At 69.0% G+C, this 15,527-nt stretch carries 15 protein-coding genes; 5 read left to right on the top strand and 10 right to left on the bottom strand.

Annotated elements, in window-relative coordinates; translation table 11 throughout:
- The 3 genes from ABJI51_RS38220 to ABJI51_RS38210 form a co-directional block, all read right to left on the bottom strand.
- The gene (locus tag ABJI51_RS38220; RefSeq protein ID WP_348956034.1) at nt 1-1,236 is read right to left on the bottom strand and encodes a helix-turn-helix domain-containing protein; all 1,236 of its coding nucleotides are present in this window, start codon (nt 1,234-1,236) and stop codon (nt 1-3) included.
- 75 nt (nt 1,237-1,311) lie between these two features.
- The gene (locus tag ABJI51_RS38215) at nt 1,312-2,256 is read right to left on the bottom strand and encodes a hypothetical protein (protein ID WP_348956033.1); all 945 of its coding nucleotides are present in this window, start codon (nt 2,254-2,256) and stop codon (nt 1,312-1,314) included.
- Nucleotides 2,253-3,329, bottom strand: a complete 1,077-nt coding sequence (locus tag ABJI51_RS38210; RefSeq protein ID WP_348956032.1) for a GmrSD restriction endonuclease domain-containing protein — start codon at nt 3,327-3,329, stop codon at nt 2,253-2,255. The genes ABJI51_RS38215 and ABJI51_RS38210 overlap by 4 nt, the downstream gene beginning before the upstream one ends.
- A 749-nt stretch (nt 3,330-4,078) precedes the next feature.
- Here ABJI51_RS38210 and ABJI51_RS38205 point away from each other — a divergent pair.
- The 3 genes from ABJI51_RS38205 (at nt 4,079) to ABJI51_RS38195 (ending at nt 5,938) form a co-directional block, all read left to right on the top strand.
- The gene (locus tag ABJI51_RS38205) at nt 4,079-4,528 is read left to right on the top strand and encodes a hypothetical protein (protein ID WP_348956031.1); all 450 of its coding nucleotides are present in this window, start codon (nt 4,079-4,081) and stop codon (nt 4,526-4,528) included.
- A 165-nt stretch (nt 4,529-4,693) separates the two neighbouring features.
- Nucleotides 4,694-5,065 carry a DUF742 domain-containing protein gene (locus ABJI51_RS38200; protein WP_348956030.1) on the top strand — a complete coding sequence of 124 codons (372 nt, stop codon included), beginning with the start codon at nt 4,694-4,696 and terminating at the stop codon, nt 5,063-5,065.
- A gap of 3 nt (nt 5,066-5,068) precedes the next feature.
- Entirely contained in the window at nt 5,069-5,938 is an 870-nt protein-coding gene (locus ABJI51_RS38195; RefSeq protein WP_348956029.1) for an SDR family NAD(P)-dependent oxidoreductase, read from the top strand.
- A gap of 19 nt (nt 5,939-5,957) precedes the next feature.
- Here ABJI51_RS38195 and ABJI51_RS38190 read toward each other — a convergent pair whose 3' ends face one another.
- Nucleotides 5,958-6,527, bottom strand: coding sequence for a DinB family protein (locus ABJI51_RS38190; protein ID WP_348956028.1), 570 nt, complete (start codon nt 6,525-6,527; stop codon nt 5,958-5,960).
- Nucleotides 6,528-6,545: 18 nt separating this feature from the next.
- Nucleotides 6,546-9,806, bottom strand: a complete 3,261-nt coding sequence (locus tag ABJI51_RS38185) for a glucodextranase DOMON-like domain-containing protein (protein ID WP_348956027.1) — start codon at nt 9,804-9,806, stop codon at nt 6,546-6,548.
- 112 nt (nt 9,807-9,918) lie between these two features.
- Between ABJI51_RS38185 and ABJI51_RS38180 the strand changes: the two genes are divergently transcribed.
- Nucleotides 9,919-10,329 (top strand): ATP-binding protein, encoded by a 411-nt coding sequence (locus ABJI51_RS38180; RefSeq protein ID WP_348956026.1) that lies wholly within the window; start codon nt 9,919-9,921, stop codon nt 10,327-10,329.
- Nucleotides 10,330-10,401: 72 nt separating this feature from the next.
- On the opposite strand, the gene ABJI51_RS38175 is transcribed toward ABJI51_RS38180, so the two are convergent.
- The 4 genes from ABJI51_RS38175 to ABJI51_RS38160 all read right to left on the bottom strand — a co-directional run bounded on the left by ABJI51_RS38175 (nt 10,402) and on the right by ABJI51_RS38160 (nt 13,728).
- On the bottom strand, nt 10,402-11,124 hold the full coding sequence (locus tag ABJI51_RS38175) for a GAF and ANTAR domain-containing protein (protein ID WP_348956025.1): 723 nt from the start codon (nt 11,122-11,124) through the stop codon (nt 10,402-10,404).
- Between the two features lie 248 nt (nt 11,125-11,372).
- The gene (locus tag ABJI51_RS38170) at nt 11,373-11,795 is read right to left on the bottom strand and encodes an ATP-binding protein (protein ID WP_348956024.1); all 423 of its coding nucleotides are present in this window, start codon (nt 11,793-11,795) and stop codon (nt 11,373-11,375) included.
- On the bottom strand, nt 11,792-13,357 hold the full coding sequence (locus ABJI51_RS38165) for a PP2C family protein-serine/threonine phosphatase (RefSeq protein WP_348956023.1): 1,566 nt from the start codon (nt 13,355-13,357) through the stop codon (nt 11,792-11,794). The genes ABJI51_RS38170 and ABJI51_RS38165 overlap by 4 nt, the downstream gene beginning before the upstream one ends.
- Nucleotides 13,354-13,728 (bottom strand): STAS domain-containing protein, encoded by a 375-nt coding sequence (locus ABJI51_RS38160; RefSeq protein ID WP_348956022.1) that lies wholly within the window; start codon nt 13,726-13,728, stop codon nt 13,354-13,356. Before ABJI51_RS38160 ends, ABJI51_RS38165 begins: the two co-directional genes overlap by 4 nt.
- 168 nt (nt 13,729-13,896) lie before the next feature.
- On the opposite strand from ABJI51_RS38160, the gene ABJI51_RS38155 reads away from it, so the two are divergent.
- Complete coding sequence (locus tag ABJI51_RS38155) at nt 13,897-14,280, top strand: STAS domain-containing protein (RefSeq protein ID WP_348956021.1); 384 nt, start codon at nt 13,897-13,899, stop codon at nt 14,278-14,280.
- A gap of 21 nt (nt 14,281-14,301) precedes the next feature.
- Here ABJI51_RS38155 and ABJI51_RS38150 read toward each other — a convergent pair whose 3' ends face one another.
- Entirely contained in the window at nt 14,302-15,525 is a 1,224-nt protein-coding gene (locus ABJI51_RS38150) for a PP2C family protein-serine/threonine phosphatase (RefSeq protein ID WP_348956020.1), read from the bottom strand.
- Nucleotides 15,526-15,527: the final 2 nt, after the last annotated feature.

The raw sequence follows: 15,527 nt of genomic DNA, 5'->3' as shown, positions 1-15,527 counted from the left end.
CTACCTCACCGCGCCGCAGCGCTCAGCCAGCGCGAGCAGCGCCGACGACTTGCCAGCCGTCGCCGGGGCGCGCCGATACATGGATCGCACGACCTCCCGAACCATGGTGTTGTGCCGGACGATGGTCGGCGACTTCTGCTCGGCCTCCAGGAGGATCTGAAGCGCGTCGTCGTCCTTCGCGAGCAAGCTGAGCGCCCGGGCGAAGTCGATAAGATGCGTAACCTGGCGTTCCACGGGCAAGTGGTCGACGTTGACGCGCGGCGCGGTCTCGATCACCTGGCTGACGTCGCCAAGGTCCAGGGCGGCCGACAGCCGGTGGAGCTCCACGTTGGCCGGCCCGAACCCGGTCTGCCAGTAGTTCGCGTCTACGCCTAGCTGGTCAGCGGCTGTTTTCGCATGTCCGAGGAGGTCGTTCGCCGTGGTCCGGTCCTGGTGTCGCGCCGCTGCGACAGCCGTGCGGAGGTAAAGCATCCCGTAGAGGCTCAGCGCGGCCGGGTCACCCGCGGCCATCCTCGGGAGCAGCCACTTCGCTGCGACGTCTCCCAGCTCAAGCGCGTCATCGAACCGGCCTACAGCCAGGAGCGCGTGCGTGCCGGAGCGCGCGGCCGAGGCCAAGACCAGCGGGTCGTCGGAGTCGTCTGCCGCCTGCATGGCGCGTTCGGCCGCGATCCAGGCGAGGTCAGCCTCACCGATTTTGCTCAGCGTGGTCGCGGCCAAGTGGTGCACTCGCGCCGAGATGGCCGCGCAGGCCCGCTTGTACCCGGCATCGTCAGCCGAGGCTGCCTCCATCGCTTGCGTGGTCTTGATCAGGGCAGGCAGCGCGGTGACAACGCGCCCCAAGTCACCCTTCTGGTAGCTCGACCAGGCACCTTCCACCAGCTGCCGAACAGGCTGCGGGTCGATGTACTCGGGCGACATGGCCGAGGAGAACAGCGTCCGTGACAGCCGGCTGGGAGCCATCAGTGCGTCCCGGATCGCTGGGACGTCGTCGTGCTTGTCCTGCTCTTCCATCAGCACGGGTTCGCCGAGCAGGTCACCCAGCGTCACCCGCAGCGCCCGCGCGAGGTCAGCCAACACATCCAGGCGGCGGATGTCGCGTTCACCGCGCTCGATCTTGCTCAACCAGTCCTCGGTACGGCCCACCAGGTCAGCAAGCACCGCCTGCGACAGCCCACGCCGCCGCCGGTAGAACGCGATCCGCTCACCGATGCTGAGCTGGTCACCCGCACCACGCATGGTCTCAGACTACCGCGACGCCAAAACACATTCACTTCACGACGCGTCTGCGCACAGCGCAGCAGTCGTTGGCAGTCACGCAACGTCGCAGCTGTACCAGTCAACTGGAAGACCTTTGCTTCCCCGCAACACTACAGCTTCATGCGTAGAGGTGGACCGACCTATCGCAAGTCTCCACGCTTCCTCAACATCACTACTCACTTTGACTGCGCGAGATGCTTTCTCTGGCTTTTCCCTGTACTTTCCAGCAGACTCATCGATAAATCTAATTGCGATACTGGATTGCAGCTTATTCTTCGCCGTCAGAAGTGCGGAGTTGCCTTCATTTAGTAGACGTGCAGCCCTGCTTGCAACCAAATCAAAACTCATGGCTATCGCCAGTGCCTCGTTTGAGAACGAGGTTAGATCGTTGGGTTGAATGCTGGCCCTTACATCGTGAGCGGCGGTATTTCTATTTATCTGCAGTGTCTCGTAGGCTTGCTTCAGGGGAAGGCTTCCAAACCCGCATCTCGCTGCGAAGTCCGACATCTCGGTCCAGGGATCGTTGATATTTAGAGCTGCCAATATTGAGTAGACCTCGTCAACGGTAACATTTGATCCCGTGTAACCCAAGCTGTAAGGACTGAGCTGCAGTGCTCCTTTCATTGTGCTGGCAACGGACTCCGCCACCCCTTGAATTAATGCAATGGGGTCAGAGCCCGTCTTGCTTGCCAGGGTGGCTTGAAAAAGTCCAGATCTAACGGCGCCGATCGTCGCTGAGGTTCTGAGTTTATTTGGCAACTGAGAGAACCCGACCACGGTCCTGCTAATATGATTAAGAAGTTCACTGGTTCTATTTCGAAGAAAATCCTCTAGTGATGTGAACGCGACAACCATTAGGCTATTGCGGAGTAAACCGGCACGTCTGTTGTGGACGGCGTCGCCCAGCGGTCCGTCAATCAGCCAAGGCTGCTGCACGGCATCACGAACAGACTCAATCCGTTCAATAAAATTCTGCCGTGCAGGAGAGGCGACACTCATTTGGCGCTCAGCTTCAAAGCCTCGGTCATTCCTTTTACTCGGAATATGAGGCGAGTCGGCGTATTGGTTGCAACACGAACTGAAGCGTCAAAATCGGGGTCTGTGAAAAGTTCGCGGGTGGCACTTATCACTCGAGTCTTGTTGTTGACTGCGAACGCACTCTCTTTCTCGTTCAGGGAATCAACGGCAAGCATCTGTGCGTCGTACATTCCCGCGAGTGCCTGATCGCGCCACGTTCCCTTGTCTGGCCGTTTAAAGGCGAACTGTCCCCAGATCTGTTCGCACACCGAGAGACTTCGCAAGAAACTTGCGCGGTAGTCTTCGATCTGCTTCTCGTCTGCGTTCTGATGTAAGGACATGAATTTATCCATCGAGCCCCGAAAATCGCCAGAAAATGCCCGCCACTGCTCTCTGAGTGTGAGGAATCGAAGGACGAATTCAACGTCGGTCATGTCTCGATAAGAACTCGACTTTTCGTCACGAATCTTCAGCTGTTTACGCAAGAAAGGGCTAGCGGAGAGCTGAACGATTAGATCGTTTAGGGGTCCACGGAAGATAACGTTGCGAACCTCCTGTGCGTTGAGTGGCTGTCCGCCTGAGTTCAATCGATGGAAAACTTCGAATTTGGTAACTTTATCCGACTGACGCAGGATTGTAATGGCCCTAATGTAGGGGCGCACCTTCAGTGCATTTTGAAGCTGTGCCGGAAGATCTGCGAACTTTAGACCTTCAAGTTCGGTGAATCTTTCCAAGGATGAAAGTGCGTAACGGTTCCTCATGTAGTCGTGGATTGCTGTAATTCTCTGCTTTCCATCGATTACCGAGTAGCTGCCAAATTCATCTTCAGACAAGTAGACTGGAGGAACGGGGATATTCAACAAGAATGACTCGATAAGAGAAGACTGTCTGAAGAGGTCCCATCGCTCCCGGCGTTGGAATAGTGGGGCTATGTCAATAGCCTCACTTTGAACCATCGAAGCAATCGTTTCCAACGACAAGTCTGAGGCCTGAAGAACCAGAGCGTCCTGAGCGCGCTCGAATCGTTTAACCATGTCATCGGCGCTGGCAGCCAAAACACTCTCCAAATCTCAATACGCTCGAGGCTGGTCGCTGTGCGTTCAGCCACCCTACCCGACTCGAATGCTCGTCATGGACAACATGTTCACGGCTCGCATACTGCGTCTGCCGAACTTGGCTCTACGGGATCAAGGCGCGCCGCCGGCGGCGGCGCCCACGTCACCACCCGTGCGGCGGGCCCGCCCGCATGCGACACGGACGGCCTGCCGCTCCGCTCCGGCCGCCGGTCGCGGGGCGGCCCGCCGGAGGGTCGGCCGCGTATGTGCGCCGCCGCGAGATGGTTGATTCACTCGTCCCCATACGCCCAGAGACGTCATCGAGTCGATCAGTGTTACGCCGATCAGGTCACCATCCGATGACCGCTCCCTCGTCGGCGATCGTTTAACACCGGCTGACCGCCATCAAGGACGCCTACGGCGTCGCTACGCGATGGACGCAAGCGCCCACCCTTGACACCGGCCCTGCGGCGCTAACGGCAGCGGGGACGAGGAAGACGGGGGGGAGGGCTGCCACCAGGCCAGACGGGCACAGGGGCGGCGAGGAGCCAGGCCGTCTACAGGCCGTCAGACGTCCAGACAGGCCCGGACGCGACCGGACCCAACAGACGCAAAAGAGCAGGTCAGAGGCGGTGTGCCCACGAAAGCCCCCAGGTCCATTCACCACCTGGATAGTTCATGAACAAGAAACCGATCCGCCTCTGACCGGTACCGTGTCGCGACAAACGCGATCCGGAAGTGGGGAAGACATGCCAGAGCCAGGCACCCGGCTCCTCGACTTCCTCCACGAACTCCAGACGACAACCTCCTGGAGAGTCGCCACCGAGAAGCCCCACTCCCAGTGGCAGCTCGCCGGAAAGACATGGCAAGCCACGGTGGTCGTCGAGCCGGGGCGTTGGCTTGGGCTGGAGTTCGAAGCCCAGGACCCGGTCACCGGCAGGCGGGCCACCTACGACATCGACACCGACCTCTACGACATCACCCGGGACGAAGTCTTCGCCGAGGAGGTCGAGAGCGACATCATCGAGTTCCTCGCCAACCTGAGGAGCGGCGCCGTCCGGCGGGGGAACGATGGGGCGAAGTTCGTGCTCGTCTTCCCTCGGGAAGGGGCCTATGTCCGCGTTGTCCAGGGGCGCGTAATGACCCGGGCCTCGGCCCATGCCGGCCCGCTCGGTGGGGACTTCGTGGCCGTCGATTGACGGGGAGTTGTCAGGATTCTGCTAAACATCGAGCCCGACCTGATCGGTGTTCAACGCTCTGACCTGCGACTTCTCTGACGTTGCTCTGTTCGGTCGATTGCGGCGGGAGTGGATCACCGTGTCGAATAATCGCCGACCGGGATTAATCGCCGTGAGGAGTTGGCTGTGTACTGGGGGAGCGTGCTCGATGAGGGAGGGGCCGCGGGGTTGGTTCGACCCTACTTCCGGACCCATGGCCGGACGCGGCCTACGCGGGATCTGCCCGTCGAGACGCTCGTCTCGACCACCGCGCGCGGCCGGACCATCGTGCGGGGGAGCACGCAGGAAGAGTCCGCCATCTGTGTCCTGTGCACCACCTCCCAGTCGGTCGCCGAGGTGGCCGCCCGGCGGCGGCTGCCGCTCGGTGTTGCCCGGGTGCTGCTTTCCGATCTGGCCGATCGCGGGCTCGTCTTCGTGCACACCGTCCGGAAGGGCAACTCCAACCGGCCCAGCGTCGACCTCATGCAGCGTATCCTGCACGGCCTCAGCAAACTCTGAGCTGTGCCACCGAAACGCGTCCTGGTCACCGGGGGCAACGCCGGGATCGGCTACTTCGCCGCCGAGCAGCTGGCTTCCGCGGGCGCCGTCGTCGTGATCGGCAGCCGGGACCCCTTGAAGGCGCAGGCCGCGGCCGGGGCGATCCGGGCCCGGGTTGCCGGGGCCCGGGTGGACTGCGTCCGGATCGATCTTGCCGACCTCGGGTCGCTCGCCTCCGTGGACACCGGGGAACTCGACGCCGTCGTCTGCAACGCCGGTGTCCTGCTCGACCGCCCGCCGCGGCGCGAGACCGCCGATGGGCACGAGCTGATGTTCGGCACCAACCACCTCGGCCACTTCGCGCTCGTCGCGCGGCTGCTGCCGGTCCTGGCGCCGGACGCGCGGATCGTCACCACCGGCAGCTTCGCGGCCAAGACCGCGCGCCTCGACTTCGACGACCTGCAGAGCAAGCGCGACTACGACCCGAAGCGCGCCTACGAACGCTCCAAGCTCGCCCAGATGCTGTTCGCGCTGGAACTCGACCGGCGATGGCGCGCCGTCGGCTCGAACCGGCTCAGCGTGCTGGCCCACCCCGGTGGCGCGCTCGACTCGCTGACGCCGTCGCGGCCGCCGGTGCACACCCGCACGGCCGGGCAGTGGCTGCGCGGGCTTCCCGCCCGGGTGGTGCTGCAGGGCAAGGACGCCGGCGCGCGGCCCGCCGTCCGCGCGGTGCTGGGCCCGGACGTCGACGGCGGGCAGCTGTGGGGCCCGCGCGTGTTCGGCCTGCGGGGACGGCCACGGCTCGAACCACTCTGGGCGAACCTGGCCGACCCCGCCGCTGCCGCGCGGTTGTGGGTGGAAAGTGTGGCGCTGACCGGACTCGAACCACTCTGAAGTCAGCGTCCACAGTGGATCAGGACTGGGCGGCCGCGCGGGCTGCCCGCTCGATCTCCGCGTGCCGGGCCGTCCAGAAGTCCTCGCCGCGCTCCAGGCCCAGGTAACTCGTTGCGCCGTCGAGGTGCTCTCGCAGGATGTCCGCATGGCCCGCATGCCGGGCCGTCTCGGTCAGCACGTGGACCAGGATGTTGAACAGCTTGACGTCCGGGCGCGGCCACCACGGCACGTGGCCCGGCGCGTCGATGGGAAGAGCCTCGATCGTCGCGTCCGCGTGCGCCCACGCCCGCCGGTAGCCCTCGATGATCTGCGCGCGGGACTCGTGCTCGGTCGCCCAGTGGTCTCTGCCGCGCTGCGTCGTGTCGTCCCAGCGGGGCAGCGGCTCCGGGTACGGGCGGCCGAAGATCTCGCCGAAGTAGCGGGCCTCCGTCAGCGTCAGGTGCTTGACCAGGCCGAGCAGGTTCGTGCCGGTCCCCGTCTGGGGACGGCGGATGTCGTACTCGCCGAGCCCGTCGAGCTTCTCCAGCAGCACCTCCCGCGTCTCCCGCAGGTCGCTGTGCAGGTATTCCTTCGCGAACTCGTCGATCATGCCCACCAGACTGCCAGATCAGCCCACGCCGATGCCGCGGATCGCGACCGGGCCCCGTGTCGGGTCCAGCTCGGTTCGCTGATCCACGCCCGGCGGCGTCAGCACGTCGAACGCCTTGGGCGCGCCGGCCGGGTCCGCCGCGCAGATCGGCGCCGTTCCACCGGGCGCGCAGAGGCCGAACGTGTACTGACCCGCCGTCGGCGTGAACGGCCGTGCCTGGTCCGGGGAGTTGCCGTCCTGTCCGGTGAGGACGACCGCGAAACTCCAGCCAGGGCCCGGTGTTCCCAGCGCGGACTTCGCCACGCTGACCGTGATGTACCGCGTCGCCTGCGAAGCCTGCACGGATGGCGTCGCCTGCGAAGCGCCCGACGCGTCCACGAGCGACGGTTCCGCGAATCCCTGGACCTCGATGCGGCGGCTCCACGCGTCCTGCGGCGCGATCGTGTACGCGCGGCTCGGGAACGGCGCCGCGGTGGACGTCGCCGTCGCCGCCGGGTCGTGGGCGTAGATCGTCAGCAGCTGCGCGCCCAGCGGCGAGCCGAACGTCGGCGTCAGGTCGCGCACCTGCGTGCGGAACACCAGCTGGGTGCCCGAATCGATGATCTGGAACCGCTGCAGGTCGAACGCGCCGGCGTGGAAGTCCCCGGCCGTCGGGTACGTGTACGTGCCGGGGCCGTTGTCGTCGCCGTCCGGGTCGGTCGTGTCGAGCAGGACCGTGCCGGTGACGAAGTCCGAGCTGATCGTCTTCTGCGCGTAGCCGGTTCCGGCGCCCGTCGCCGTCGCGGTGACGACGTTCGCGCCCAGCGGCGTCGGCACCGTCGCGCCGAACGTGCCCGCCGCCGACGCCCGGGTGGACACCACCGTCGTGGTTCCCGCGTCCGTCGCCGAGACGGCGAGGTCGACCTGGCTGCCCGCGGGCGCGGTGCCGGTGACCGTGGCGGTCGCCGTGGACACCGACGCGGGAGCGTCGAGCGTCACCGTCAGGGCCGCGGGCGGTGTGACATACCGGTTGCGCACGTCCGCGGGCTGCTCGGGCAGCCGTCCGTCCGCCACGGCCCTGGCCAGCCGCACCGACTGCGACTGCGCCCAGCTCAGCGGCGCCACCGAACCGACCGACTGCCCCGGCGTGAAGCCGATCGACGCCGTCCGCGGATCCGAGCCGTACGGCGACGCGGGCACCGCCGGGTTTTCCCAGATCTGCTCGGGAATCAGGCCCGTGCCGCCGGTCTGTGCCCGCATCGCGCGCAGCAGCGCCGCCGCGCCTGCGCGGTCGCCGGTCTGCACGGCGTGTTCGCCGCGCTCGCCGGCGAGCACCGGCCACAGGTGCCCCGACCCGGTGTTCGCCGACGGCCACGGCGCGCCGGTCGGGCCGCAGCTCGTCGGATCGGGCTCGTAGCAGTCGCCGTAGCCGTCCTCGCTGCCCGCCGCCGACGTGCCGTAGCGGTACCAGCCCGGCCCGGCCGGGGTGTCCCGCTTGATCACGCGGTCCACGACGGCCAGCGAAGCAGCGACGTCCGGGTCGTCCGCGGGCAGCACGCCCAGGCGCGGCAGTTCGAGGAACCCGGCGTCGACGACCGCGCGCTGGTCGGCGTCGATCGAGCCGTTGCCCAGGTTGTAGATCCACTCCGAGTCGGGGTTGCCGTTCTTGGTCAGGCGCAGGAAGTACCGGCCGCCGTACGGGCCGTTCCGCGTGACCGTCCAGCCCTTGATGCTGCGCTGGAAGTGGTCGGCGGTCGCGCGGTAGACGCGGGCGCGGGCCGGATCGCCGTTGCGGTCGGCGATCACACCCGCGGCGACGAGCCCGGCGATCTCCGCGGCGATCGTCGAAGGGGAGTAGCCGCCCTGCTCTTCCCAGCGCTCGGAGCCGAACGCCGGGCCGTGCGCGACGACGAAGTCGGCGGCCGCGCGGATGTGCCCGGTGTAGAGCGCGCGGTCGCGGTCGAGCCCGGCCTGCAGCGCCATCAGGATCGGGTACGCGCTCTCGTCGAGCTGGTCGCCGCCGGAGTCCGGGGCCTTCCTGCCGTTGAGCAGCGAGTTGCGCGGGAAGCGGCCGTCGGGCTGCTGCTGGCGCGTGAACAGCCAGCGCACGCTGGCGCGCGCCGTCTCGCGGTCGCCCGCGGCGAGGAGACCGGAGAAGCTCTCGTACAGGTCGCGGGCGAAGATCTCGCGGTAGGAACCGAAGTACACCGGCTTGCCGCCGGGTGCGTCGCCCGCGGACACCGCCTGCCCCCACGGGCTGCCCAGCGACGCGACGACGGCGCCGGGGAACGTCTTGTCCTCACTGGCCTTCAGCACGTTGACCGACTGGTAGTAGGCGTCGGAATCCTTGCCGCGCAAGGGAATCAGGCTCTCGTCGTACTCGCGCCATTCGCGCGCGTACTCCCGGCGGCTCTGGTCGAACGGCGTGCGCAGGCTCGCGCCCGCGGTCCGGACGGCCTCCCGCGCGTCCGCGCCGAAACCCAGTGCCAGCACGGCCGGGCGGCGCGGCTGCAGGTCCAGCTGCGCGGTCTGCACGACGTTGCCGTCGACGGCCGAGGACGTCGTGTCGGTGAGCCGGTGGTCGCGGTCCAGCTGGGCCAGCCCGTCACCCGCGGTGCCGGCGAACCCGCTGGAGGTGGCCAGGAACCGCCGGTCGGCGCGCAACGCGGCGGCCAGCGGGGTGCCGTAGTCGCGGGCCGGCGCGCTCGAGACGGTGTTCGCGTCGGCGCTGACCAGCGCGCTCGTCGCGGCGTCGACGCTCGCGGTGTCCCCGCCGCCGTTGGCGGGGCCGCCTCCGCCGTTGCCGTTGATGCTCGCGTCGAACCGCACGTAGACCTTCAGATCGCGGCCGGAGTCCCGCAGCGGGTCCAGGCGGGTGCGGATGAGCACGCCGGTGCGGGCCGGATCGGCCAGGTACTCGGTGACCAGCCGGTAGGCGCCGCTGCGCGGGGTCGAGGTCACCTCGCACGCCATCCCGCCCGCGCTCGTGCGCACGGTGTAGGTCATGTCGCGGGCCTGCAGGTCGGTGAAGGTGCGTCCGTCGGTGACGGCGAACTGGAGGGTTTCGACGTTCGTGTTGTCGATCACCGGCGCGTAGACGTCGGAGAGCACCCCGCCCGCCACGGTGAACCACGCCTTGCTCGTGGTGTTGCGGGCGGTGCCGAGGCAGTCCTTGCGGGCCAGGCCGAAGTGGGACACCGCGCCCGGCCCCGGCGCCGGTGCCGCGGCGGCAACGGGGGCGGGGAGAAGGGCGGCGGCCAGCACCGCGCACAGCACCACGGACGACGTCGACCGAGTCATCGGCCCATCCGATCACGGCGCCCGGCGGCGCACCAGGTCCGAACGGCTTTACCGGTGATTGAGAATCCGGACCCGTGGGTAGCAAACCCACTAGTCCCCCGAGGAGGTGAACGTGGACCAGCAAGGATCGGACGGTTGGCGGTACCGCGGCACGATTTCGCCACGGACGCTGCCGAGCCTGCGCCGGCACCTGGTGTCCTGGCTGCGGCGGCGGGCAGGCGACGAGGTCGGGCGGCAGGCCGACGACGTCGTCCTCGCCTGCTGGGAGGCGATGGCCAACGTCCTGGACCACGCCTACCGGGGACGCCCCGGCCTGATCGACGTCCGGGCCCGCATCGACGACGACGTCCTGATCGTCACGGTGGCCGACCAGGGCCGCTGGGCGACGCTGGCCGAGCGCGCCGACGGCGGCCGCGGCCTGCGCCTGATCCAGGCGCTGGTGGACGGGCTGGACCTGCGCTCGACCGACAACGGCACGGTCATCACGCTGACCTGGCCGTTCCCCGTGCGCCACACCGCCTGACCGCCTGACCGCCGGTGGGCGCTGCGCGGCGGTCGACGGCCGGGACGAGCGCCCCAAGGCCACCTTGGGGCGTTAGCCCGCGGACAGGTTCTCGACGAACTTGGTGGCGATCTCCCGCAGCTTGACGTTGGTGTGCTGCGACTCCACGACCAGGCGTTTCATCGCGTCGTCGGCGGAGATGCGGTGGACGGCCATCAGGATGCCCTTGGCCTGCTCGATCACCGCGCGCGAGCGCATGGCCGCCTCCAGTTCCGTGGCCCGCTGGCGTGCCTGGCGGTAGCGGCGGGTCGTGCGCAGGCCGAACGAGACGATCGTCGTGTACAGCTCCAGCAGGCGGGAGTCCGTCTCGGCGAAGCCGTGGTCGCCGAAGCCGAACAGGTTGAGTGCGCCGGAGAGGTGCTCGTCCACGCGCAGCGGTGCGGCCAGGTAGCTGCCGACGCCGAGGCCGCGGGCGTGGTCGGTGAACTCGGGCCACGCCTGGCCTGCCGTGGCGAGCGGGACCCGGACGATCTCGCCGGTTTCGGCTGCCTGCAGGCACGGGCCGGCGTCCGCCGCGTACTGGACGCGGTCGATCGACACGGCTCGTTCGTCGGTGGCGGCGGCGGTTTCCGGCTCGCCGTCGCGGATTGCGGTGATGCTGGCCATGTCGGCACCCGGGACGGCGCGGATCGCCTCGGCGCAGACGGCGTCGAGGATCTCGGCCTCGGCGGGTTCGGACTCCAGCGCGTCGGTGAGGTCCGCCATCGCGGCGGTCAGCTCGTCGAGGTGCTCGGGCAGGATCGGGTCACCGGTCACTGGTCAGCTCCGTCCCGGACGGATGCGATGGGGTGTCGGATCGCTGCTGCTTCAACGGCCAACTGCCCCGACCTTACCCGCGGGAAGCGCTCCTGCCGCAATACCGGATGGGGGCGGTGGCTCCGGCCCGCCGCTCGCTGCTGAACGTCGTGGGTTGGCGCCGGGGCCACCTGGCGACAGCCGGCAGCTCAACCCTCCCGGCGGCCGTCGCTGCGGCCCGCTTACCCAATCGGGCCGCGATCAACCGTTCAAGGGGCCTCGCGCAGCCAGGTCATCGTCAGCGTGGTGCCGTCCTCGCGGTGCACCTGGGCGCTGTGGTCGGCGAGGCTGTCGACGAGCAGCAGGCCACGGCCGCGCAGCCCGTTCGTCGCCGTCGGCGGGCGCCACGTTCCGTAGTCGGTGATCGTCACGGTCAGCCGTTCCGGGAGTGCTTCGGCATGGACGTCGATCGGGCCCGGCGGGCCGTCGCGGTAGGCGTGCTCGGCCGAGTTGGCCATGGCCTCGTAGGCGGCGAGGACGACGTCTTCCTGCTGGTCGGGGCCCAGGCCGAGGGTGCCGAGCCAGCGGGACAGCGCTTCGCGCACGTCCGGGAGCCGCTCGGCGACGGCGGGTGTGCGCCGGTGGAAGGTGACCGGAGGAGCTGGCGCGCCCGGAGGGAGGGGGTCCGTCATCGTCCGTCCTCTCCGCGGTGGCGCACGTGGATGACGGCGATGTCGTCGTCGTGCTGTCCGCCGGTCAGTTCCCCCACCAGCTTGTCCCAGGCCGCGCCGAGGTCGGGCGCCGCCAGCAGGGCGGGGATGCCCGCCAGCAGCCACTCGATCCCCAGCGTGAGGTCGCGGGTGCGGCTTTCCACCAGCCCGTCGGTGTAGAGCACCAGGTCCGCGCCGCGCGGGAACGCGGTGGTGCGCTGCGGGAACGTCGTGCCGATGCCCAGCGGCTGCGCCAGTGCCTCGCCGATCTGCTCGGGTGCTTCGCCGGGCCGGACCAGGATCGCGGGCAGGTGACCGGCGTTGGCGTAGGTCAGCGTGCCGTCGTCCGGCCGGTGGACCGCGTAGAAGCAGGTGACGAAGCTTTCGCCGAACAGCCCGCCGGTCAGCTCGGAGACGTTGCGCAGCACCTCCGAGGGCGGCAGCTCCAGCCGCGCGTAGCTGCGGACGGCGGTGCGGACCTGGCCCATCACCGTCGCCGCCGTGACGCCGTGGCCGACGACGTCGCCGATGACGAACGAGGTGGCGCCCGAAGGCAGCGGGATGACGTCGAACCAGTCGCCGCCCACCTTGCTGCCGGTCGCCGCGGGCAGGTACCGGGTCAGCACGTCGAGGCCGGGAGTGGGCGGCGCGACCGGCAGCATGCTCCGGGACAGTTCCGTGGCCAGGGTGCGCTCGCGTTCGTAGAGGCGGGCGTTGTCCAGTGCGATCGCCGAATAGCCGGCAATGCCATCGGCGAGGTACTCGTGCCGCGTGGTGAACCGGTCCGGTTCCGGGTGGCCGAAGAAGAACCCGCCCAGCACCTCGCCGGTGGTCGGGCTGATCACCGGGACGGCCAGGTAGCTGCACACCGGCAGGTGCCCGGCCGGCATCCCGTGGTACGGCGCGTTCTTCCCGAACCGCGCGTCCTTCCTGATGTCGCCGCTGCGGACGGTGCCGGTGCCGTCGAACGTCGGCGCGAACACGGCGGTGTTGCGCGGCATCGGGAAGCGGGCGAACGCCTCCCGCGGCACCCCCGAGATCGTGTACAGCGTGTACGACTCGCCGAACTCGTCGACCAGGTTGTAGAAGAACGCGCCGAAGGCGGCTCCGGTGGCCTTCGTGGCCGCGTCGGTCGCGTCCTGCACGATCCGGTCGATGTCGAGCTGGGCGGTCAGCTCGCGGCCGGTGGAGTGCAGTGCGTCGAGGACAACGGCTTCGCCCTGCAGCCGCCGGACGGTGCCTGCCAGGTCCGCGGTGGCCGCTTCGATCGCGTCCGCGACGAGCGTCGACAGCTCACCCGCGTCCCGCGTGGTGTAGACCAGTGCGCCGCGGTCGCCGTTGCCGACCGCGACCGCGTGGGTGATTTCCTTGCCGGGTACCAGATTTTCCAGGATTGGGCGGTCGGTGACGGCCACCGCGACGTGGTCGCCGAGCACGGCCCGTGCTTCGGCCGGGCCCAGCGGACGGACTTCGGTGGCCACCGCGGTGCCGTCCGGGCCGACGAACGCCCGGCGCACCGCGTCGAACCCGGGCCGGGCCGTCATCGGGCCGCCAGTGCCGCGGACAGTGACGGATAGATCGCGAGCTCGTCGGTCAGCCGGGTCAGTTCCAGCGGCCGCAGGGTGATCCGGCCGCCTGCCACGACCCGCAGCGCCGCGGTCGCGCGGTGTGCCCGGACGAGCTCGGCCATGCCGGCCGAGGCCAGGAAGGTGACGCCGGTCAGGTCGATGACGAGCAGCTCCGGCCGCTGCCGTGCCGCGCGCTCGGCGAGCTGCCGCAGCTTCGGGGCCAGCGCGAGGTCGAGTGCCCCCTCGACGTGCAGCACGGCCGTGCCGTCCCGGTCCTCCAGCCGCGCCGCTCCCGCGGAGCTCGCCGCGTCGCCGAGTGAGTTCCCGGTCACGTCCCTTTCGGCCATGGCGCTCATCTTGCCTGCTCGGGGGCGTTGCGGAAAGCCGGGCGACGCCTGACGCGGCGGCGTGTCGCCCGGGCAGGCATGATTGGACGGGGGTTGAGCAGACAGCCTTCGAGAACATGCTGCCCGCCGGAGCTTCCGGCGCGGCCGCCGAAGGCGAGGAGAAGAATCATGACCGAGCACACCCACGCCGAAGGCTCGGCCACCGCTGTGCCGTTCGGGGAGTTCCGGATCGGCCGGACGGAGCAGGACGGCGCGGTCGTCGTCGAGGTCGCCGGGGACGTGGACACGACAACGGCACCGGCGCTCGTGCAGGCCGCGGACGAAGCACTGGCCCAGGAACCGCCGGTGCTGGTGGTGGACCTGAGCCGCGTCGAGTTCCTCGCCTCGCCCGGGCTGACCGCCCTGCTGACGATCCACCGCAACGCCGCCACCGCCACCGCGGTCCGGATCGTGGCGTCCGGCCGGGCGACCCTGCGCCCGATCCAGCTGACCGGCCTCGAGGACAGCCTCTCGCTGTTTCCCACCCGAGAGGCGGCGCTGGCCGGATCCTGACCGGCGCCGTCCCGGCCCGCGTCAGCTGCCGGCCGGGACGGCCACCCGCTGGATGGCGAGCAGGGCGACGTCGTCCTGCGCCGCCTGGTTCCCGATCATCGCGGCCATGATCCGGGCGCAGACACGCTCGGGGTCGTTCGCCTGCACGACCTCCGCCAGCCGCTCCATGCCGACGTCGACCGGCCGGTCCCGGCGCTCGACCAGCCCGTCGGTGTAGAACGCGACCACCGCGCCCGGCGGCAGGTCGAGCACGCTCGTCCGCCGCTCCGGCTCGCCGATGGTCAGCCCGATCGGGGGATCGGGGTGCACGTCCGCCAGCCGGCCCGCTTCGCCGGGGAAGGCCACGACCGGAGGCAGGTGCCCGGCCAGCGACAGCGTGAGCGTCTCGCGGTCCGGGCCGATGATCCCGTAGGCCACCGTGGCCATCGAGCCGTGCTCGAAGTGGTTGGCCTTGCGGCCGAGCTTGGCGAGCACTTCGGCCGGGCTTTCGGAGTCGAGGGCGTAGGCGCGCAGGGCACTGCGCAGCCGTCCCATGATGACCGCCGCGTCGAGGCCGTGCCCGGAGACGTCGCCCATCACGACGCCGAGCCGGTCGCCCGGCAGGGAGAACAGGTCGTACCAGTCGCCGCCCAGCCCGGTTTCCGCGCCGGGCACGTACCGCGCGCCGAAGGCCAGGCCCGGGATCTCGGGCAGGCTGGCGGGCAGCAGGCTGCGCTGCAGCGCCATGGTGGCGGTGCGGTTCTCCTCCAGCGCCTCCATCTGGATCGCCAGCGCGAGGCGGTCGGCGACCAGCTGCAGGGTGGCCACTTCGGACTCGCCGAACTGCCGGGACTCGACGGAACCGATGTGCAGCACGCCGACGAGGTCGGCGCCGGCGAGCATCGGGACGCCGAGCAGGGAGTGCAGTCCCCGTTCCCACAGCAGGGAGTTCACCACGGTGGACTCGTCGACGTGGTCGATGATGACCGGCGCCCGTTCGGCGGCCACCCGGCCGGCGAACCCGCTGCCGAGCGGCACCCGCACGCCCTGGTGGACCTCTTCCTCGATGCCGGCCGCCGCGAAGGCCACCAGCTGGCGGCCGCTGTGCTGGTAGCGCAGGACCGTCGCGGTGTCGACTCCCATCACCTCGCGCAGGCGGCGCAGGGTGCCGGTGAGCAGCTCGGTCAGCCCGAGATGGGCGGCCGGGGTACCGATGATCGTCTCCAGCTGCTGCAACCGATCCTGGGCGTCGAGACTTCGCGACATGG

This window comes from Amycolatopsis melonis, from assembly GCF_040064235.1.
Lineage (GTDB): Bacteria > Actinomycetota > Actinomycetes > Mycobacteriales > Pseudonocardiaceae > Amycolatopsis > Amycolatopsis melonis.
Note: the sequence above shows the minus strand (reverse complement) of the source record. Positions and strands in the feature narration are given on the sequence as shown.